This is a genomic window from Streptomyces sp. NBC_01515 (genome assembly GCF_045040345.1).
GTDB lineage: Bacteria > Actinomycetota > Actinomycetes > Streptomycetales > Streptomycetaceae > Streptomyces.
The window spans coordinates 10,717,884-10,738,199 of the sequence record NZ_CP109416.1 but is presented as its reverse complement, the minus strand read 5'-3'; the positions used below and the strand labels follow the sequence as shown (position 1 = coordinate 10,738,199).

Below are 20,316 nucleotides of genomic sequence, written 5' to 3'. Positions count from 1 at the left end.
GCCGCGGCTCATCGCCGGGTGGAGCGGTGCGGTGTCGACTCGCCCGCCGTGACGGTGTCGGCCGCAGGCGTGATCGCGCGCAGTGTCTCCACGTTCCGTTCCTCGGTCTGCTGGAACCCCTTGGCCATGGTCCGGATGCCCTCGACCGTGCTGTCGAGCACCTGACCGGCGCCGGTGATACCGGCGCTGAGCTGCCGCTTGGGCTCGGCGTACTGCTCCAGGAACTGCCGTCCGCTCTCGTCGTCGCCCCAGCACTCGCCGAGTGCCTCAAGGCGACCGTCCAGCTTCGAGGCGATGGACCGGATCCGTCCGGCCAGCTCCTGGACCTGCGGCGCGGACTGGTCGAGCCGGGCGGTGTCCACGGAGAAGGTGCCGTCACTCATGGGTCTCTCCCTGGAAGCCGTGGTCGACGTAGTCACGTACGGAGTCGGGCATGGCCGGGTCCTCGGGCAGGACGGCGCCGGGATCGACCCGGCCCTGGAGCAGGTCGGGCACGGTCACTCCGGGCGGCAACTGCTCGGCGAGCACACCGGCGACGCCCTCCAGTGCCTCCGCCCTGGCCTGCCGGAGGGTGGTGAGCAGGACGTCGGCCAGTTCCTTGGGTGCCATCCGGCGGTAGGCGCCGGTGGGGAACTCGATGGCGGTGACCTCGCCCTGCGCCCCGACAGTGATCTTCACCGTCTGCCGCGGGGCGGTCACGGTCGAGGTCGTCTCATTGATACGGCGCCGGGTCGCGGCGGCTTCCTTGCGCTGACGGCGGTACTGGTCCAGCAGATCCTCGATCTGCAGGTCGTACGGACCGGGCATGTGATCACGTCTCCCTTCAGGGGGCGGTGGTGGTTGGCGTGGGCGGGGGTCAGAAAGCTCCGGCGGAGTCGCCGGGGACGGTGCCCCAGGTGCTTTCGTCCTGGACCAGCAGGTCCGTGAAGTTGCGGGCGGCCGGTTCCTCCTCCGGTTCCTCTTCTTCCGGTTCCTCCTCGGGCTCCTCGGGTTCGGGCCCGCCGTCGCCGCAGGCCGCGATCCGCAGGACACCGGCGGTCGCGCCGGGTGTCGCCTCCGGGGCGGTGCGGTCGGGCTGCCAGGTGGTGCGCGCCTCGCCCGTCTCGGACTGTTCGTCCGCTGCGGGGTCCGTCTCCTCCTCGTCGCGTCCGCGAGGTACCGACCACAGCAGCGGGACGAACGTGCCCGCGCCGGTGTCCCACACGGAGAGGTCCTCCTCCCCGTCGTCGGCCACCGGCCGTCCCACCACCGCGTCGTCGCCGGTAGGCAGCGGCAGTCCGTCGGACCCGACCGCGACCGCGGTGACCGCGGTACGGGCGTCCGTAGCGGTGTCCGGAACGCTGACTCCTTCGGCCTGGGCCGACTCCCCCGCGTCTTCGCCGCTCGTGTCCGCCGCGCAGTTGCCCGCGCCACGGACCGCCGTCCCGGGCACACCGAATCCGGGCAGGTATGGAATTCCGGGCGCGGCACCCGTGAGCGAACCGACCTCGCCTTCGCCGGACTCCTCGTCCACGTTCCAGGGCTGGGCGCTCGGGTCCAACAGCCCCGAGGCGTCCGTACGTTCGCTCACACCGTCCCGACTCCCACCCGCCGCACCCATACCGCCCATGCCGGGGAGATACGGAACTCCGGGCGCGGCACCCGTGAGCGAGCCGACCTCGTCGTCGCCGGACTCCTCGTCCGCGTTCCAGGGCTGGGTGCTCGGGTCCAGCAATCCGGAGGCATCGGTACGTTCGTTCACGCCGTCCTGGCTGCCGCCCCCCGCACCCATACCGCCACCCATGCCCGGCATGTAGGGCATCCCGGCCGTGGACAGGCCCTCGCCGCCCGCCGCCGCGCCCAGGTCCGAGCCGACCTCGTCGCCACCGGTCAGCGCCTCGCCCTCCCAGGGGTCGGCGCTCGCGTCGAGCAGTCCCGAGGCGTCGGTGGGCTCCGATGACAGGCTCGCGCCGCCGGCTCCCATGCCGCCGCCCATCCCGGGCATGTACGGCATCCCGGAGGACGTCGCCAGCTGAGAGGGCGCGAGCGAGTCGGCGGAGAGGCCGTCGGTGAGTCCGCTGTCCAGTCCGCTGCCGGTGAGAGCGCCGAGGCCGTCGTCGAGCCCGGTGTCGCCGAAGGCGGTGGGGTCGGCCGTGGACAGGCCGCCGAGAGAGCCTTCGTCGGCGGAGCCCAGGCCACCGCTGCTCAGACCGCCGAGCCCAGTGAGGCCGGGGAAGGCGGTGGGGTTGAGCGCGGTGTCGAGGGCCGACGGGTCGAGGCTGTCGAGCCCGAGGTCACCGAGGCCCGTACCGTCAAGTCCCGTACCGTCGAGGCCTGTTGGGTCGAGACCGGTGCCGTCCAGGCCGGACAGGTCACCGGGATAGGCCGTCGCGTCGCCCGAGGAGTCCAGGCCGGCGACGTCCCCGAAGTCGCCGATGCCGTCGCCCGTGCCGGCCCCGCTGTCGAGGCCGGTGTCCGGGAAGCCGGAGAGGTCCGAGAGGTCTCCGGTGCCCCCGAGGTCGGCGCTGGGGTCGTCGGTCCCGTCGAGGCCAAGATCCGGGTCGGGTGAGCCGTCGTTGCCCGAGCCGTTCGGGTTGTCCGTCGGCGAATTGACGGGTGTCGGGGTGACGATCGTGTCGGTCGTGACCTGGTAGGAGTGCGCCAGGTTCTTGAGGACGGCGCGCATGTCCTCGTTCATCATCGCGACGAGTTCGGGCTTCTGACTGATGGGGATCAGCCCGTTGTCCATCGGGGTGACGCCCATCTTGACGGCCTGGTCGGCGTACCAGGAGTCGATCTCGGCGAGTTTGTTCTGCGCGCTCTGGAAGGCGATCGCGTTGTTGGCGAGCTGGTGGGGAACGGAGTGATCGCCGGTCGAACCCCCGGACAGGACATCGGCGTTGGCCTTCACCTGGCGGGAGAACGTGGTCATCATGTCGATGAAGGCGTCCGCCGCGGTGCCGTTCCACGGTCCGTTGTCGCCCGCCAGCGCCTTGGCCTGGTCGACCAGGCTCTTCGTGACGCCCTCCAGGGTCCGCTGCACGTGGTAGAACGCGTTGGCCGCGTCCAGGAGCGACTGGGGATCGGCCACGGACCGGGCGTGGGCCTCGTTGGCGGCGTTGGCGACCCCTGAGGACATGCCGTAGACGGCCGCCTTGATCTGCTTCCAGTCCCAGTTGTCGTAGTCCGTGATGCTGCCCTGGGCCGAGCCGTCGGGGTTGCCGAAGATCGTCCCGTCGTCGCCCTGGTGGAATCCGCCGCTGTTGTAGTCCGCCACTCTCGTTCTCCCCGCAACAGGTCCACGTCTAGGCGGTGGTGCTGCCCGTGGTGGTGGTCGTCGTCGTGTTCCCGCTGCCGCCGTTGGCCGTCATCATCGTGTTGAAGTCGGCGCCGGTGGTCGTGAAGGCGTCCGCAAGGTCGTCGGCCGTCATACGGTTGGCGTCCTCGGTCGTCGTGTAGTTCGTGCTCAACTGCCGTACGCCGTCCCGCAGATCCGTGAGGCCCCGGACCAGGGCAGACAGAGCGTCGCCGTAACTCTTCTTGAGCCCCGCGTCGGCGTTCGCGCCGTTGACCGTCGTCCGCATCGTGTTGGCGTGGTAGAAGGCGCCGGGTGCCACGGAGACGTCGTCCAAACTCGTGGCGACGTCCCGTACCGGCTGGATCAGCAGGTCGATGTTGCTCGCGAAGAGGTCCATCGACGGGGTGCTGATCGAGGTCCCGCTGGACCCGTCGCCGCCCGGCACCGGCGGGGGCACGAAGGGGTGCAGGTCGGAGAGGATCCCCGGGCTGTGCAGGACGTCGGTGCCGCCGTGGTACTCGTGGTCGTCGCCGGAGCCGGTGGTGGTGCCGGTGCTGGTCTCGCCACCGTTGTAGTCGTGGTTGTTGACGTTCGGATCACTGCTGCCGTGGTCGCCGTCGGCGTTCTCGTTGGCCATCTCACTGATCCCAGAGGCTGACGCCCTGCCGCTCACCCGCGTGGTAGGACTCGTTGATGTGGCCGAGGGAGAGCGTGGCGTTCTGGGCCTGGGTGACCATGTCGGCCGCCGCCGTGTCCCACTTGGCCTTGGCGACGTCGTAGGTGCTGCGGGCGTCGCTGGTCCACTCGCTCAGGTGGATCTTCGCGCTGTCGTCCAGCTCGCCCAGCGCCGCCTGGATCTTCTGGCTGATCGCGCTCATCTCACCGACCACGTACTCGATCTGGTTCATGTTGACGGTGTAGGTGGACATGCGGTCACTCCTCGTGTGTGGGGATGGTGGGGGGACTAGAAGCCGGGCAGCGGCGACGACATGGTCTTGCCGAGCTGGCTCGCCGTGTCCATGGTGGACTGGTGCGTGGTGTCGTAACTCCCGGTGTTGGCCTGGAGCTTCTGCAGCATCAGGTCCAACTGCTGCTTGACGGTGCCGAAGTCGGAGAGCCAGGTGTCCATGGCGCCCTGGAAGGTGCTGGAGGCGTCACCGGTCCAGCTCGCGCGCAGGGCGTCGATCTGGCCCTGCATCTGGGTGTACGTCCTGTTCACCTCGTCCAGGGCGGTCTGGAAGCTGCCCTGGGCGGCTCTCATGCCCGAGGTGTCCACCGATGTGTTCATGTTGTCGGCCATGACCGTTCCTCTCGTGGTGGGGGTGTCTCACGTCGTCGTTCGTGATGCTCGTCCAAGGCGGAGCCGGCGTGCACCGGATCCCGGGCGCACTGCACCACCGACCTCTGATTCCTGCCCCAACGACCCGTCATGAGGTCACCAGCTCGTCCCTCAGCGGGAGTTCGCCGACGACGTCGTCGAGCACCAGGGCGGGCGACCCCGCGCGGCCGGCGACACGGTCGGCCAGCCGGTGCGCGCCGTGGGCGCCGTGGGCCGGGTCCTGTGCGGCGAGCGCCGTGACGACGTCGTCGGGCACGTCGAAGCCCAGCGCCGTGAGCCGCCGCCGGGTCAGCTCGGCGAGCCCGGCTCCGGTCCAGGCGGGCAGCCGCAGGAACTCGGCGAAGGTCCCGGCCAAGTCGGCGCGGGTGCGCAGGAGTTCCATCAGGCGCGGGCCGGCGCCGGACAGCACGAGCACGGCACCATACGGATCGCGTGCCGCCGCCTGCGCGGCCAACGCGTCGAGCACGGAGTGCCGTTCGGTCTCCGGACGGGTCTCGAAGGCGGGGTCGGCCTCCGCCAGCAGAAGTCCGCCGGCCGCCCGCCGGAACGCGTCGGCCAGATACGTCCGCGGCTGCGCCTCCCAACGGGCGGGGACCGCGGAGAGCGGCACGTGGGTGAGGACACCGGTCGGGAGAATGCCGAGTTCCGCCAGTTCCCTGCCGTAGGCGGCGGCCACGGCACGGCGTCCGCTGCCCGGGGCGCCTTCCAGGACCACGTCCGCGAGACCCGCGGTGCCTTCACCGAGGCGGGCGAGGGTGTCCAGGCGGGCCGCGAGCGCGTCGGTCACCGGGTCGAGACCGCTGAGGGCGGCGAGGTGACGGGAGGCGGGAGCCGGCGGCGCCTGAGCCGGGGAAGGCGCAGGAGGGCTGTCAGAAACCGGAGTTGGAGCCGGTGCGGGCGTCGGCGCCGACGCCGGGGCGGGCGCGGGCATGACGTCGGCGGCGGTCAGCAGGCTCAACTCGCTGTCATGGCCCGGCGATTGCGTGGCCAGCCGGGACGCCTGGGTGCTGATCATCGACTCGAAGACCTGGCGGGCGACCCGGCCGTTGCCGAAGGTCGGGCCCTTGGGAACGTCCTCGAAATAGCGGGACAACGCCTGGAGGGCGTCGTCGGCGAGTTCGTAGTAGTGCTTGCCGCACAGGCCCCGCACGATGGTGACCAGTTCCTGGGGCGCGTAGTTGGGGAACTCGACGGTGCGGGCGAAGCGGGAGGCCATACCCGGGTTGGAGGCCAGGAACCGGTCCATGTGCTCGGAGTAGCCCGCCGCGATGACGACGATCTCGTCGCGGTGGTCCTCCATCAGCTTCATCAGTGTCTCGACGGCCTCCTGGCCGAAGTCCGGCCCCGTGCCCCGGGATTGGTTGGTCAGGGTGTACGCCTCGTCGATGAAGAGCACACCGCCCAGCGCCCGGTTGAAGACCTCCGTGGTCTTGATGGCGGTCCCGCCGATGATCTGCGCGACCAGGTCCGCGCGGGCCACCTCGACGATGTGGCCCTGGCCGAGGATGCCGAGTTCGGCGAGGACCGCGCCGTAGAGCCGGGCCACGGTCGTCTTGCCGGTGCCGGGAGGTCCGGCGAAGACGAGGTGGCGGCTCATCGGCGGCATGGGCAGGCCCATCTCGGTGCGCCGCTTGGTCATCTTGTTGAGGTTGATCAGCCCGGTGACCTCCAGCTTGACGCTCTCCAGACCGACCAGCGCGTCCAGTTCGGCGAGCGGTCCGGTCACGGAACGCGCGAAATCCGGCTCCGTCACCGGGCCGGCCGGGTCGGCTGTGTCCAGGTCTCCACCGGTGTCGCCGTGGTGATCGGCAAGGCGACCGAAGCCGTCGTCGGTTCTACCACCGCTACCGACCCTGTCGACTCCTCCGGCCTCGGCGGCCGGAGTGTCGCGGGCGTTGTCCTGGACGACGCAGTTGCCGAGGTCGGTACGGGCGTCGGCGTGGGCGTTGACGCCGTGGCCGCGCGCACCGGTCATCCGGCAGCCGACGGCGGTGAAGGAACCCCCGGCCAGAACCCGCACCGCATCGGTCGCCGAACCGGTGAACTCGGTGTCGTGCGCGGTCAGTTCCGCGTCCTCGCCGACGACCGCCCCGCACTCGCGCAGCACGGAGCCGGCCACGAACGCGCTCGCCGACCCGGCCAGCGCCAGCCCCTGGCCGCCGCCTCTCACGGCGATCTCGGCGTCCCGGAGGGCCAGTCGGGCACCGCCCTGTGCTCTGACCCCGGCGCCCGCGGTGCCGGTGACGGTGAGCCGCTCCAGTTCCGCCGTGCCGGAGTCGCCGGCCTGTACGCCGACGGTCGCGGCGTCCCGGACGGCAAGTCCCTTCGCCGTCACGGTGGTTGAGGCGCCGGTAACGTGGACACCGACCGGCGTACCGGTGATCTCGCAGTTCTCCAGGCGCGGCCGTGCGCCCCCGGTGACCTGGACGCCGCTGCGGGCCGCGCCAGTGATCGTGCAGCCGCGCAGGTGTGGTGCCGCGCCGTCGGCGATGTGTACGGACTGGCCGGTCGAACCGGAGAAGGCGCAGTCGGTGAGCGTGGTCTCACCCCGGCTGGTGAGGTAGGCGTCCAGAGTGGCGCTGCCGGTCACGGTGACCCGGAGCAGAGCGGCGCGTGCCTCTTGCTCCACGGCGACGGCGGGTTTGCCGCTGCCGGTGATCCGGGTGCCCTGTACGGTCGCCGTGGCATGGCCGTTGACGCAGATGCCGTTGCCCCGCGGGCGGTCCAGATGACAGTCCCGTATGTCGAGGCGGCCGTGCTCGGCGACCACGACCGCCGAGGACCCGGCCTCGACGACCTCCGTGTCCGTCAGGACGTTGCCGCCGCCCGAGGTGACGACCACGCCCGCGCCGTGCGGGTTGGTCACCACACAGCCGCGGGCGGCCAGGGTGCCCTCGTTCCAGGCCAGTACGGCCGTCCAGGCCGCTCCCTCGATCCGGCAGCCGTCCAGCGCCGACTGCCCGCGCCGGAGGTCGAGCACGGGCGCGTCCCGGTCGTCGCCCGACAGGACGAGCCCGGACAGCTGCACCGCCTCGGCGTCCACCACCACCGTGCTCCCGGAGGACGCGTGCACCCGCACGGACCCGGCGCCGCCCTCGGCGGCCAGGGTCACGGTCCGGACGATGCCGAGCGACTCCTCGTACCGGCCGGGGGCGATGGTGATCAGCGCTCCCTCCGCCGCCTCGGCCAGCGCGTGGGCGATCGTACGGTGGGCGCCCGAGCGGTCCGGGGAGACCAACAGGACCTGCCTGCTCACGAGTTGGCTCCTTCTGTGCGGACCGCACGGGGGCGCACGATCAGTCCGGGCGGGTCGGCGCTGTCGGCTCCGGCATCGGTGCCGGTCTTCTCCAGCGCGTCCAGGATCTTCTCCAGACCCTTGAGGGCGATCTCGTCGAGCTTCACCCGCTGCACGTCGACCCGGCCGTCCTCGGCGATCTCCGACGGCGACAGCTCCCGCATCAGCACGACGGAGCCCTCCGTGCACAGCACCTTGAAGGCGGTTCCGGGCAGGAACAGCACCCGGTCGGGGACGCCCGGGTCCAGCGAACTGGTCCGGCGGGCGGTCATCGACCAGATCAGCACGTCGGTGGCACCACTGCCGCGCGGGCCCGGGTGCAGGGACGTCCGGGCATGGCAGAAGGCCCATTCGGTGGCCACCCGCCCCTCCCGGTACCAGGCACGTTCGGCCTCACCGAGCAGCGTCCGGAGCAGAGCCGGGCCCCGGTAGGACGGCAACCGCCGCAGCCCGGCGGTCACACACCGCGCCAACGGCACATGCGGTCCGGCGGCGGCCTCCCGCACGACCGCGTCGGCCCGACGGCTGTCACCGGACAAGTACAGGCGTACGGCGACCAGTTCGGTCAACGCGTCCGCGGCCTCGGTCCTGGACCGGCCGCGCAGTCCCGGTGACTCCGACATCACCCGAGAGACCGACCCGGCCACGGCGTTGTACTGCTCGCTGAAGGTCCGGCGCACCCAGTCCCGCTCCTGCGCGATACCCCGCTCGGGCGGCAACGCACAGGCCGTGGTGCGAGGGACGGGCTGCACACGTACGTCGAGCGGCCCACCGCCCGTACGCGAGGACGGCGCGGTCGCGTCGCCCGTAGGAGTGGACAGAGCGAGGCCGTCGCCCGTGCCGTCCGGCGCGGAGACACTGGCGACGGACGGCGACGGACGAGTGGCCCGCACCGGGTCGGCCGCCGGCTCGGGCAGGTGGATCTCGTCGATCTCCGACACAGGCGCGGCGGACTCCAGCCGGAACCGGGGCGTGGCGGGCGGCACGAGGCGCACCGCTGGGGTGGGGACGGCGGTCGGAGTGGGGGCGGACGCCGGAACGGGATCGGGTTCTGGAACGGGCACGGATGCCGACGTCGGAGCGGATGACGAAAGGGCTGCGGGCGGAGACACGAGTCCGGACGACGGAGCCGGGTCGGGCAAAGGCACGGGAACGGGCGACCGAATCGGCTCCGGCGATGTTCCCTCGGCAGACGAAGGACCCGGTTCTGGCGATGGCACCGGAGAGGGCGACCGCTCCTGCTCGGGCGACGGCTCCGGGGCAGGCCACAGAAACGGGCCGGACGACGCTTCAGGACCGGACGACAGCGCCGCTATGGGTGAAGGAACAGGGCCAGTTGGTGCTTCCGGAAAGCGTGGCCGCACTGGGGTCCGCTCCGTGACCGGCGTCGCCGCCGACGCCGGAACCGGTGTCCGTGCAACCGCGGCAGACGGTTCCGGCACCGGCGCGTCCTGCCCGGGGGCGGACTCGGGTTCCGGATCGGTGACAACACTCCGCTTCCGGCCGGCTCGGGGCCGGCTCAGGACGGTGGGTGCGTCGCCCAGGTCCACCGCGCCGCTCCCGTACCCGGGGGCGGACTCGGCATCCGGATCCGCCGTACCGCCGTCGTTGCGGACCGTCGGCGCCTCGGACAGATCCGTCGCACCGTTGTCGTTGCGCACGGTCGGCGCTTCGGAGAGGTCGTCCAGCGCGCCCGACTCCCCTTGATGCGGAGAGAAATCGTGAACCGGGGGCGGCACCGACTCCGGGGCGACGGGCGTGACGGGGGCGGGTGCCAGGGTGAGAGTCGCGCTGTCGGGCGCGATCGTGGCAGCGGTGCCGGCACCGGCCGGAAGCGCGCGGGATGTGCCTGCGGACTCCGTCGGGACGCGCGGCAGGGAACGTCCGAGCGTGGACGCGCCGAGCGCCGCTCCGGCCGGCACCGGCACCGCATGAGGCGCGATCGTCGGCGACCGCATCGGGTCCGTCGTCGGACCCCCGGCGGGGAAATACACCAACTCGGTGTTCCCGCCCGGCCGTTCGGCCCCGTCGGAGCCGGGTCCGACGTACACGACGACCTGGTGGCCCAGCGCGTCGGCGAGCGCCTGGCCGGGCTCGCGGGGGTCGGGGACGTCCAGGGCGCCGTAGAGCAGGAAACGTACCGCGGAGCGGACCCCGGGGAGCACGGTGTCCCAGAAGCGGGCCACGTCGTCGAGGGACAGCGGCGGTGTGCCGGGACTGCCGAGGACGATCAGGAAGAGGTGGAGGTCGGTGGGGAGAGCCTCGACCGTGCGCCGGTGGTGGCCGGTCAAGGGGTCCCGGTCGGCGTGGCGCAACCACACGCCGGCGGGCACGGGCTGGGCGACGGCGCGCACGCCGACCGGGGTGGTGCGGATCGGCGCGGAGAACTCCCAGTGCGGCTTGGGGAAGCGCTGCGCCTCGGGCTCGGGGTCGCGCCCCGGCCGGAACCGCAGCCACGCGGAACCGTCCTCGCCCGGCAGGAACAGGCCGCCGGTGGCGGTCGGGACGAGGCCGCCGTCGGGCGCGAGCACCTCACGTCCGAGCCGGTCGGCGATGAGGCCGCCCGCCGTACGGATCTCGTCGCCCGTGCCCCGGCCGAAGACCAGCCGGGGGCTGCCGTACCGGGAGGGCGACAGCAGCCGGGCCACCGACATCCATTCCTCGGTGAGGGCGTCGCCCGGCAGGTCCACCACTACGACGGTGTGGTGCGGGTCCTCGGCGATCCCGCCGGCGAAGGCGGCGGCGCGGTCGTCGAACCGGCCCTTGGGGTGGATCAGCAGGGCGTCGCCCACGGGTATGGCCCGCAGCCGGAGTCGGCCCACCGGGCTCATCCCTTCGCCGCGGCGGCGCGGCTGAGCACAGGGCCGTCGGGGATGAGGGCCAGCACGTCCGCGGGCAGCGTGAGGCTGCGCTTGCTGTCGCCGAGCCCGAGGGCACGGGCGGCGTCGGAGTCCGCGATCCGGTATTTCACGCCCTGTTCGGTGACCAGGTACTGGGCGGTCCCGCCGTCCGGGACGGCCAGGACACCGCCCCCGGCGGGCAGGACGATCCGGCCGTCGCCGGGCGTACCCACGGTGATCATGGAGCGGCCGTTCGCGAGTTGCGTGAGGCAGACCGTGCCGCTGTCCAGGGCGTGGGCGCCCAGCACGTCGGGCAGGCGTCCGGTCGTGCCGGCGTCGGCGGAGACGGGGGCGACCGCGATGTCCGCCTGCCCGACCTGCCGTGCCGCGGGCGCTCCGGGGCGGGCGGCGAACAGGGCGTACTCGGTGGCGTTGACGCGGGCGAGTCCGTCGGAGCGCATCAGGTAGTAGTGCCCGGTGCCGCCCGTGCTGGTGCGGAAGACCTGGCCGACCTCGGCGGGCTGTCCGGCGACCTGGCCGGCCGCCTTCCCGGCACCGGAGGGCACGGGTGCGGCGAGTGCGGCGCCGGTGGGGACGCCGGCCAGCCAGTCGGCGGTGGCGGACAGGATGGTCTGGTCGTCGAGTCCGAGGGCGATCAGCGTCGATTCGGCGGGCACCGGGTACTTGACTCCGCGCAGGAGCACATAGCGGGTGCCCTTGGGTCCGCCGAGCAGTACCTGCCGGTCGTCGGGCACGGCGCTCAGCGCGGTGGCCGAGCCGCCGAAGACCAGGCTCTGCCCCTTGTCCGCCGGTCCCTTCTCCGGCAGACAGCGCGCCCAGGCCCCGGTGAACAGCTGCGACTCCTCGGGCACGGTGTCCGGGGCGCCCTGGATGCCGACGGGAGTGCCGTGCGGGACGCCGGCCAGGGTCTTGGCGGACACCGACTCGGGCGTGGTCCGGCCGCCCGCGATGAGCAGCGCGGAGGCGTAGTTGCGGGTCGGGCGGAGTTGGCCGTTCGCGTAGACGTAGCGGTTGCCGGTGTCCTCCTCCAGGATGATGGCCCCGTCCTTGCGCCAGTCGTCCTTGGCCACGGGCGAGATCAGCCCGTACACCCCGTAGCCGGCGCACAGCAGTACCACCAGGCCGACTCCGAAGACCGTGCCGAGCGCGGAGCGCCGGGTCGGGCTGTCGCCGCGGCCGGGGTCTCCGCTGACCAGGGCGGAGGCGAGGCGGCCCATGGCGAACTGGTAGGCCTGTACGTGATCGCGTCGTGTCTGCATCGTGTCCGCCCTAGCCCGCGAGGCCGCGGAAGTACGCGTACGCGTGCAGGACCTGGAGCAGCAGCGGCAGTAGGGCGATCGCGGTGATGATCTCCAGCAGGTCGCCCAGGTGTCCCCACACCGGCAGCAGCCGGGCGCGCGGCAGCTGCGAAGCACCGACGAGCAGCAGCAGTACGGCGGCCAGCAGCAGCGCGAGCACGGCGGCGCGGCCGGCGGGCGCGGCGCGGACGATGAGCACGAGCCCGACTCCGTAGGCACCGACCAGCACGGCGGGGATCCGCTGGAGGGTGCCGTTGGTGCCCCGTGCACGGAGCAGGACGGCAAGACCGAGCGCGAGCGGGAGCAGCCAGCCGGCCCACCCGTGTTCGCGGTCGACGAGCAACCAGAGGGCGACCGCCCACACCAGGGCGGAGGAGACGCTGATCATGTCCAGGCAGGCGGTGGCCACGGCGACCCGACGCCCGACGCCGTCGCCGGGCTCGGGCTCGATGTCCTGCTGGAGTTCCTCGGCGTTGTGCGGCAGCCGGGGCACCCGCAGCCGTGCCGTGCGCAGGGCGAGGCGCGGGGCGAGGTGGCCGAGCACGAACAGGGCCACCGCGACCACCGCGGCGGCCTGGACGCCGTGCAGTCCGGCACCCTCGGCGAGTCCCGCGCCGACCGCGGCGGAGGCCGCCGTGAGCAGGACGGTGCCGGGGACGACCAGGGGCAGTGCCCCCAGCGCCAGCAGGACGCCGGCCAGTGCGACCACGCACACGGCGCCCGTGAGCACGCCGCCGAGGCCGGGGGCGAACCCGCCCGAGGGGCCTTCGCGCAGGGTCGTCCCGGCGAGTGCCGCGAAGCCGAACGCGCCGAAGCCGGCGATCAGCACGCCACCCTGTTCGGCGCGCATACGGGCGGCCGACACGCAGCCGACGGCCAGGACCAGGGCGATGGTGCCGGCGGCGGCCGCGGTGAGCGGTCCGGGGCCCGCGCCGAGCAGTGCGGCGGCCAGGGCGGCCAGGGCCAGGCAGGACAGCGCGAGGGCGAGGTTCCGGGTGAGTTCGGAGCGCCAGCGGCCGGGTCCCGCGTCGACGGTGTGGGCGACGCCGTCCGACACGTCGTCGAAGTGCAGGGCGGGCAGCGGCGCGTCGGCCGGGCGCAGGTGCAGTACGTCGCCTTCGCGCAGTCCGGCGCTCTCGGGGGTGGCCTCCGGGGCGAGGGGTTCCTCGCCGAGCCGCTGCAGTACCCAGGGGGTGCCTTGCGAGCCGGCGGCGACATGGCTCAGCAGCACCGGCAGGAGGGCGGAGACAGGGGTGGTGACCGGGACGGCCAGGTCGGCCCGCCCGTCCGGTGCCTCGACGGTGACGCGGCAGATCTCGGTGGCCCTGCCGGGCAGGTGCGCTGCGGTGGTCATCGGGTTCCTTCACGGACGGGGGCCGCCGACACCAGGCCGGTCTGGACGAGCTTGACGGTGCGCCGGGTGACAAGCTGGGCGCGGCCCGCGGGCAGGGTGCGGGGCTTGGCCTCACCGATGAACTTGCCCTCCTCCTTGGGGTAGGAGAACAGCAGCGCGGGGTTGCCCAGCTCCCACATGCGGCGGATCACCGGGTCCATGACGGACCGCATGGCGCCGGAGGTGGAGCGGGCGACGACCAGGTGCAGCCCGATGTGGGCGCCCTGGGCGAGCAGCGGCACCAGCGGTGCCATCGGGGTGGCTGTGCCGGGCGCGCCGGCGAAGAGGTCGTAGTCGTCGATGAGGACGAACAGCAGGGGGCCTGTCCACCAGTTCCGCTGCTCCAGCTGCTCGGGGGTGACATCGGCGCCGGGCAGCCGCTTGGCCACGGACACGGCGGCGCTGTCGGCGAGCTTGCCGAGCGCGTCGTTGTCGACGACGTAGCCGACGCGGTACTCCTCCGGCACGTCCTTGAGGAGTCCGCGCCCGGGGTCGGCCAGCAGGATCCTGGCCTCCTCGGGGCGGTAGCGGGCGGTGATGGCGCGGATGGCGAGGCGCAGGGCGTTGGTCTTGCCCGTCTCACCGTCGCCGAAGACGAGCAGGTGCGGGGTGGCTCCGAAGTCGTGCCAGACGGGGGCGAGGCGCTGCTCGTCCCAGCCGAGGCAGAGTTTGAGGTCGCGGGTGGGTTCGGGGGACGGCAGCCGGCGGGCGTCGAGGCGGGTCGGCAGCAGGCGTACGCCGGGTGCTCTGGCGCCGGTCCAGAAGGTGTCGATCTCGGCGACGGCGGCCTTGGTGGCGGCCGTGAGGTCGTCGCTGCGCGAGGAGCTGTCGAGCCGGGGCAGCGCGGACAGGAAGTGGTGGCCGGAGGCGGTCAGGCCGCGTCCGGGCTGGTGCGGGACACCGGCCGCCGCACGGGAGCCGACCTCCGACTCCATCGAGTCGCCGAGCCGGAGTTCGAGTTTGGTGCCGAGCATGTCCCGCAGTTTGGGGCGCACTTCGGACCAGCGGACCGCGGAGGCGACCACATGCAGGCCGAACGACAGGCCGCGGGCGGCGAGTTCCATGATCCGCTGTTCCAGGGTCTCGTAGTCCTGACGGAGCGTGGCCCAGCCGTCGACCACCAGGAAGACGTCGCCGAACGGGTCGTCGATGGTGCCGTCCGCGCGCAGCGCCCGGTAGGCGGCCATCGATTCGAGTCCCTTGGACGTGAACAACTGCTCACGCTGTTCAAGGAGTTGGGACAGCTCCTCGACCGTGCGCAGCACCCGGTCCCGCTCCAGCCGGGTGGCCACCGAGCCGACGTGCGGCAGCCCTGCGGTGGAGACCAGCCCGCCGCCGCCGAAGTCCAGGCAGTAGAACTGGACTTCACGGGGTGTGTGGGTCAGGGCGAGGGACATCATCAGGGTGCGCAGCAGGGTCGACTTGCCCGTCTGCGGCGCGCCCACCAGACCGATATGGCCGTCGGCGCCGGACAGATCGGCGACCAGCAGTTCACGCAGCTGCTCGAACGGGCGGTCCACCATGCCCAGTGGGACGCGCAGCGCGCCCTGGGCGCGGGGGTCGGCGGCGGTCATCCCCCGGTCCATGTCGGGCACGATGCCGGGCAGCAACTGGTCCAGGCCGGGCGACTCGGACAGCGGGGAGAGCCAGACCTGGCGGGCGGGCGGACCGCTGTCCTCCAGCCGTCCGACGAAGACCTCCAGCAGACTGTCCTCGCCGCTCTCGCCGTCGCCCTCGGCCTGCCCTGTCCCGGTGCTCTGCGCACGCAGGGTCTCCTCGGCGAGCGAGACCAGCCGGGCTGCCTCCTCCGCCGCGCGGACCGAGGCCGAGGGACCGTGCCGGTCCAGGCCGAAGGCGGTCACCTCGCGGACGGCGCCCTCCCGGTGCGCGGTCTCGTCCTGGTCCGGCGGTGCGGGTGCCGGGCCGGAGACGTACGCGGCCTTGAACCGGACGAGGTTGGTGGTGTCGACCTTGAGGTAGCCGTTGCCGGGTGCGGAGGGCAGTTCGTAGGCACTGGAGGTGCCGATCACGCTGCGCGACTCCATCGAGGAGAAAGTGCGCAGGGCGAGCCGGTACGACAGGTGGCCCTCGACCCGGTGGATGCGGGACTCGTCCAGGCGCTGCGAGGCCAGCAGCAGGTGCACGCCGAGGCTGCGTCCGAGGCGGCCGATGGAGACGAAGAGCTCCACGAACTCCGGTTTGCTGGCGAGGAGTTCGGAGAACTCGTCGACGATGATCAGCAGCGAGGGCAACGGGGCCAGGGTGCTCGTCCCGGCCGCGCGCGCCTTCTCATACTCGTACAGCGAGGCGTGTCCGGCCTCCCTCAGGAGTTCCTGACGGCGGATCATCTCGCCGTTGATGGAGTCCCGCATACGGTCGACGAGGTGCAGTTCGTCGGCGAGGTTGGTGATGACGGCGGAGGTGTGCGGCAGCCGGTCCATGTTGAGGAAGGTGGCGCCACCCTTGAAGTCGACCAGAACGAGGTTCAGGATCTCGGAGGAGTGGGTGGCGGCGAGGCCGGTCACCAGGGTGCGCAGCAGTTCACTTTTGCCGGAGCCGGTGGCGCCGATCAGCAGGCCGTGCGGGCCCATGCCGCCCTGCGCGGACTCCTTGAGGTCGAGTTCGACGATCTCGCCGTCCTCGGTGACCCCGACGGGGACCTTGAGACGGGCCTCCTGGGCCAGGCGGGGACGCCACTTGGCGGCGACGTCGAAGGCGCGCGCGTCCCGGATGCCGAGCATGGTGGCCAGGTCGAAGTCGGACTCCAGGGGGCGGTCCAGCAGGTCGACGCCACCCGTACGCATCGGGGCGAGAGCCCGGGCCAGGGTCTCGGCCTCGGTGGGACCGAGCCGGTCGGCACGACCGCTGACGCTCTCGGCGCCGTTGGGGAAGTCGACCCGGCCGGCGCGGACGGTAAGCCTCAGCACCTTGGGGCCGCCGGGCACCGCGCCGGTGAGGTCGAGCAGCAGCACGCCGCGTATCCCGGCCCCCAGCAGCCTTGAGGTCTCCGGCAGTCGTGCGCCCTGGGCGACGATCACCGTGAACGGCTCGACCTGACTGGGTGAGGAGGAGTCGTCGTGGTCGGGGCGGTCGCGCAGGTCCGAGCCGAGCAGGTCGAGGAGTTCTTCGTGGTCGCCGGCGGCGAGCCGGACCGGACCTGCCGCGTCCTCCTCCGACGGGTGGGCGTTGTGCGGCAGCCACTTGAGCCAGTCCCACTCGTGGCGCGCGGCCTCGTCGCCGAGCACGGCGACGCGCAGTTCGTCCGGCGAGTGGAAGACGGCCAACTGACCGAGCATCGCCCGGGCCAGCGCCAGCGCGTCCTCGGTCTCACCGGTGAACTCGACGCTGGTGAAGCGCTGGAGAGCCACGGGCACGGGCAGCAGGGGCACGGTCTGGTGGGCTTTGGTGAAGCGGCGCAGCGAGATCGCGCACAGTGGCTCCAGGTCCTCCACCGGCTTGGTCTGCGGCGGCAGGAACTCCAGCGCGGCGCGGCGGGTGGCCAGACCGATGCGGACCCGGGCGAAGTCGTCGTGTCCGGGCCTGCGTTCCCACAGCCGGGAGCCCGGCACCAGCGCCCACAGGTCGGCGGCGTCCGGGTTGTCCCACAGCAGCGCGGCCCGCTGGGCGTCGGCGGCCTGCCGGGCCTGGCTGCGCTTCTGGCCCAAGTAGCGCAGGTAGTCGCGGCGTTCGGCACGCATCCGGCGGCGCCGTTCCGCTCCGGGACGGCCCACCTGGGTCAGCGTCATGCTGATCATGGCGATGCCCATCATCCCGGTCATCATGTACATGGACATGCCGCCGCTGCCGACGGAGTACATCAGCACCATGGCCCCGGCGCCCAGGCCCATCGGCAGGTACATCATCACGGAGCTGAAGTCCGCGGTGGCCGGTTCTCCGAGAACCGGGGGCTCGGCCAACTCGACCTGGCCCTCGGGCATCGGGGGACCCTCGGCACGCGGCGAGCGCTTGGCGACGACGGTGCTCAACGTGCTCTCTCTCCTGCTTTTCCGCTGTCCGGTCAAGCTGTCCGGTCAATCTGCGCGCCGAGCGTAGGCAGGGGCCGCCTCCTGCGCGCGCCGCGCCGCCCGGCATCTGTCCTGACGGACAACGAAAACTGCCCCGCCGGACAACTTGCCAAGTGCACGCCAAGTCGATTCCAAGACGGTGCGCCGATGATCCTCCCGCCGCTGCCACCGCCGTACCGACCGCCCGGCTCATCGGGGCCGCGGTCCCTAACTGGAACGCATACAAGGACGTTGGGATGATTTTGATCGCAGTCCTCGCCAGTGACCCCATCACCGGCGAGGGAGCAATCTGGTGCCTGGGAAGGTACCCGGGGCTGAAGGTACTGCTCCAGGAAGAGCTCCGGCAGGCGGACGTGGTGGTCATGATCACGCCGGATGTCACCGAGGAAACGATGCTGCTCATGGAGTCGGTGTCCGAGGGCTCGACCAATCCCGCCATGGGAATCGTGCTGGTCACCGGACACATCGGCGAAGCCCACCTGGTGCGCGCCGTGCGCCACGGTCTGCGCGGGTTGATGTGCCGTCAGAACAGCACCTACGACAAGGTCGTGGAAGCCGTGCGCGGCGTGGCCGAAGGCGGGGCATCCCTGCCACCCCCGATCCAGGGCCGCCTCATCGACCACATACGGGCGGTCCAACGCGACGTGCTGGGACCCTTGGGCCTGACCACCTCCGGGCTGGACACCCGCGAGGTCGAGGTACTGCGGCTGCTGGCCGAGGGCCTCGACACGACGGAGATCGCCCAGAAGCTGAACTACTCCGAACGCACCATCAAGAACATCGTCAGCGTCATGATGAACCGGCTCGGCCTGCGCAACCGCGCCCACGCGGTCGCCTTCGCCCTGCGCACCGGATCCCTTTAGCAGCCCGTGAGTTCGGTGGCTGGAGAAATCAGGGACGGAGGGGAAGGGAATCGGGTCCTCCCGGACAGAATCCGGCGTCATGCGCCGTGCGACCGGCGCGCGGAATCCTAGGGTCGCCACCCGGCTAACCGACACAAGTGGAAACGGGCGGGCAGACATGGATCACTCAGCGGGACAACCCGAGACGCCTGGGGAGCCGGCCGTCTGGGAACGGCCGCTGCCGTGGCTGCGCGAGTCCGAGAACGGCACCACACCGACGTCGGCTCCGGCGCCCGACGCCCGCCCCGAACCGGGGCCGGCCTCCGAACCGCCGTGCGCGGAACCGGAGTCGCCATCGCGGACCACGCCCGACAGTGCGAACACACCCGCACCGACCGGCGAGAGCACACCAGTCCCCTCCCCCACGGCCGACGACGGATCCGAGCCCAGGACGGCAGGCGGTCGGTCGGGCCGGATCCTCCAACTGGCGACGATGCGACTGGACTCCTCCGGCGCACGGAACGGGCGGTCGTCCGGGGAAGCCCAGCCGGAGCGCAACGCACAGGTCATCGGGGCCGCGGTCGCTGCGTCCGTACTGCTGGCCCTCGGCCTCGGCACGGCGGCGTTCGTGATGGTGCCCGGCGATGACGACTCCGGGCCCAGTTCCGTGGTCGTCGGTGACGGCGCCGCCCCCAAGGTCACTCTTGGCGCCTCGACGGGGTCGTCCGGTTCACCGTCCCCGTCCGTGACGGGCAGCGGCCGTCCGGGGCACGGCAAGAAGGGCACGAAGTCCCACGGCGCCAAGGGCGCCCAGGCCGGGGGAGGTTCCTCCACCGCGGCGAACTCCGGCACCAAGGGCGGGACCGCCGGCACGGGAACCGGCCACGCGGCAGGCACAGGCACCGGGACCGGGACCGGCGATGGAAGCGGCAGCACGCCGACGAAGAAGGCCACGTCCAAGCCGGCCACCACCTCCCAGTCGACCATCGTGGCCGGTGACGCGGTCGTCGGCTACGCGTCTTCGAAGTGCATCGAGATCAGCGCCCACAAGGGCGCGGACGGCTCCCCGTTGCAACTGTGGGGATGCGACGGCAAGGCGTGGCAGAAATGGGTCTTCAAGTCCGACGGCAGTGTGCGCTCCATGGGGAAGTGCCTGGACATCGCCAACGCCTCGCAGTCCAACGGCGCGGCCATCCAGCTGGCGACCTGCAACGGCGGCTGGGCCCAGCGCTTCAACCTCAACGGCTCCCACGACCTGGTCAACACCGTGATCGGCAAGTGTGTGGACGCCAAGGACCAGGGCACCAAGAACGGCACCCGGCTCCAACTGTGGGACTGCGACGGCACGTCCAACCAGAAGTGGCACCTGAGCTGAGCATGGGACCAGACCTGACGGCTCGGCGGTGTTCTGCTCAGCGCGGTGCAGATCACGGCAGTGGCGGAAACTACACCAGAACCGGCAGCGAGTCACCGTGGTGGAGGTACGCGTGCAGACGAAGTGCCCGGTCTGCGAGAGATCGTGGACAGTGGGCGTGGAGCGGTTGAGGACGGCGGTGTACTGCTCGGGGCGCTGCCGAGTGCGGGCCTGCCGCCGACGGAAGGCAGCACGGGACAGCACCACGGACACGCCGGCCGCCGTCGAACACCCCGCGGAAACCTTGAACACCCCTTGATCCGCAGAGACGTTGGTGTCGGCACAACACGGTTGCGCACATCCCAGGCGTCCTTGGCGGACACATCGTCGAGGTGCGCCGTGCCCGCACGGCGCTGGTCGGCGATGGCGATGGCGATGGCGATGGCGATGGCGAGTTGCACCGGCAGGATCCGCTGGTGGTACGACCCGCCCACCGACGCCACCGGCGCCCGCCACGAGCCGGGCGAGCGGACGAGTCACGCCCATCTCTCCGGCCGAGAAAGGGAGTTCAGGCCCGCCCACCCCGAAGGCACGTACACCTGCCGATGATCCAGCCTTCGTGCTCAGAAAGC

The 20,316-nt window shown here is 71.9% G+C and carries 14 protein-coding genes; 3 read left to right on the top strand and 11 right to left on the bottom strand.

What is annotated here, in order from left to right; translation table 11 throughout:
* Positions 1 to 8 precede the first annotated feature (8 nt).
* From OG407_RS47420 to eccCa, 11 genes are all read right to left on the bottom strand, one after another.
* Complete coding sequence (locus OG407_RS47420; RefSeq protein ID WP_405867397.1) at positions 9 to 383, bottom strand: WXG100 family type VII secretion target; 375 nt, start codon at positions 381 to 383, stop codon at positions 9 to 11.
* Complete coding sequence (locus tag OG407_RS47415; RefSeq protein ID WP_405867395.1) at positions 376 to 807, bottom strand: YbaB/EbfC family nucleoid-associated protein; 432 nt, start codon at positions 805 to 807, stop codon at positions 376 to 378. The genes OG407_RS47420 and OG407_RS47415 overlap by 8 nt, the downstream gene beginning before the upstream one ends.
* 49 nt (positions 808 to 856) lie before the next feature.
* A complete protein-coding gene (locus OG407_RS47410) occupies positions 857 to 3,256 on the bottom strand; it encodes a WXG100 family type VII secretion target (protein ID WP_405867393.1) in 2,400 nt (799 codons plus the stop codon).
* A gap of 28 nt (positions 3,257 to 3,284) precedes the next feature.
* Complete coding sequence (locus tag OG407_RS47405; protein WP_405867391.1) at positions 3,285 to 3,914, bottom strand: hypothetical protein; 630 nt, start codon at positions 3,912 to 3,914, stop codon at positions 3,285 to 3,287.
* Between the two features lies 1 nt (position 3,915).
* Positions 3,916 to 4,206: a WXG100 family type VII secretion target gene (locus OG407_RS47400; protein ID WP_384295319.1), complete on the bottom strand. Its 291-nt coding sequence runs from the start codon at positions 4,204 to 4,206 to the stop codon at positions 3,916 to 3,918.
* A 35-nt stretch (positions 4,207 to 4,241) separates the two neighbouring features.
* Positions 4,242 to 4,577 (bottom strand): WXG100 family type VII secretion target, encoded by a 336-nt coding sequence (locus OG407_RS47395; RefSeq protein ID WP_405867389.1) that lies wholly within the window; start codon positions 4,575 to 4,577, stop codon positions 4,242 to 4,244.
* A 127-nt stretch (positions 4,578 to 4,704) separates the two neighbouring features.
* On the bottom strand, positions 4,705 to 7,872 hold the full coding sequence (locus tag OG407_RS47390; protein ID WP_405867387.1) for a right-handed parallel beta-helix repeat-containing protein: 3,168 nt from the start codon (positions 7,870 to 7,872) through the stop codon (positions 4,705 to 4,707).
* Positions 7,869 to 10,733, bottom strand: a complete 2,865-nt coding sequence (locus OG407_RS47385) for a hypothetical protein (RefSeq protein ID WP_405867385.1) — start codon at positions 10,731 to 10,733, stop codon at positions 7,869 to 7,871. The genes OG407_RS47390 and OG407_RS47385 overlap by 4 nt, the downstream gene beginning before the upstream one ends.
* A gap of 5 nt (positions 10,734 to 10,738) precedes the next feature.
* Positions 10,739 to 12,031: a type VII secretion protein EccB gene (gene eccB, locus OG407_RS47380; protein ID WP_405867383.1), complete on the bottom strand. Its 1,293-nt coding sequence runs from the start codon at positions 12,029 to 12,031 to the stop codon at positions 10,739 to 10,741.
* 10 nt (positions 12,032 to 12,041) lie between these two features.
* Entirely contained in the window at positions 12,042 to 13,424 is a 1,383-nt protein-coding gene (eccD, locus tag OG407_RS47375) for a type VII secretion integral membrane protein EccD (RefSeq protein WP_405867381.1), read from the bottom strand.
* Complete coding sequence (eccCa, locus tag OG407_RS47370) at positions 13,421 to 17,449, bottom strand: type VII secretion protein EccCa (RefSeq protein ID WP_405867379.1); 4,029 nt, start codon at positions 17,447 to 17,449, stop codon at positions 13,421 to 13,423. The genes eccD and eccCa overlap by 4 nt, the downstream gene beginning before the upstream one ends.
* A gap of 275 nt (positions 17,450 to 17,724) precedes the next feature.
* Here eccCa and OG407_RS47365 point away from each other — a divergent pair, with 275 nt between their 5' ends.
* The 3 genes from OG407_RS47365 (at position 17,725) to OG407_RS47355 (ending at position 20,293) form a co-directional block, all read left to right on the top strand.
* Positions 17,725 to 18,351 carry a LuxR family transcriptional regulator gene (locus OG407_RS47365; RefSeq protein ID WP_405867377.1) on the top strand — a complete coding sequence of 209 codons (627 nt, stop codon included), beginning with the start codon at positions 17,725 to 17,727 and terminating at the stop codon, positions 18,349 to 18,351.
* Positions 18,352 to 18,508: 157 nt separating this feature from the next.
* Positions 18,509 to 19,705, top strand: coding sequence for a ricin-type beta-trefoil lectin domain protein (locus tag OG407_RS47360; protein ID WP_405867375.1), 1,197 nt, complete (start codon positions 18,509 to 18,511; stop codon positions 19,703 to 19,705).
* 378 nt (positions 19,706 to 20,083) lie between these two features.
* Positions 20,084 to 20,293, top strand: coding sequence for a hypothetical protein (locus OG407_RS47355; RefSeq protein ID WP_405867373.1), 210 nt, complete (start codon positions 20,084 to 20,086; stop codon positions 20,291 to 20,293).
* The last annotated feature ends 23 nt before the right edge of the window (positions 20,294 to 20,316 follow it).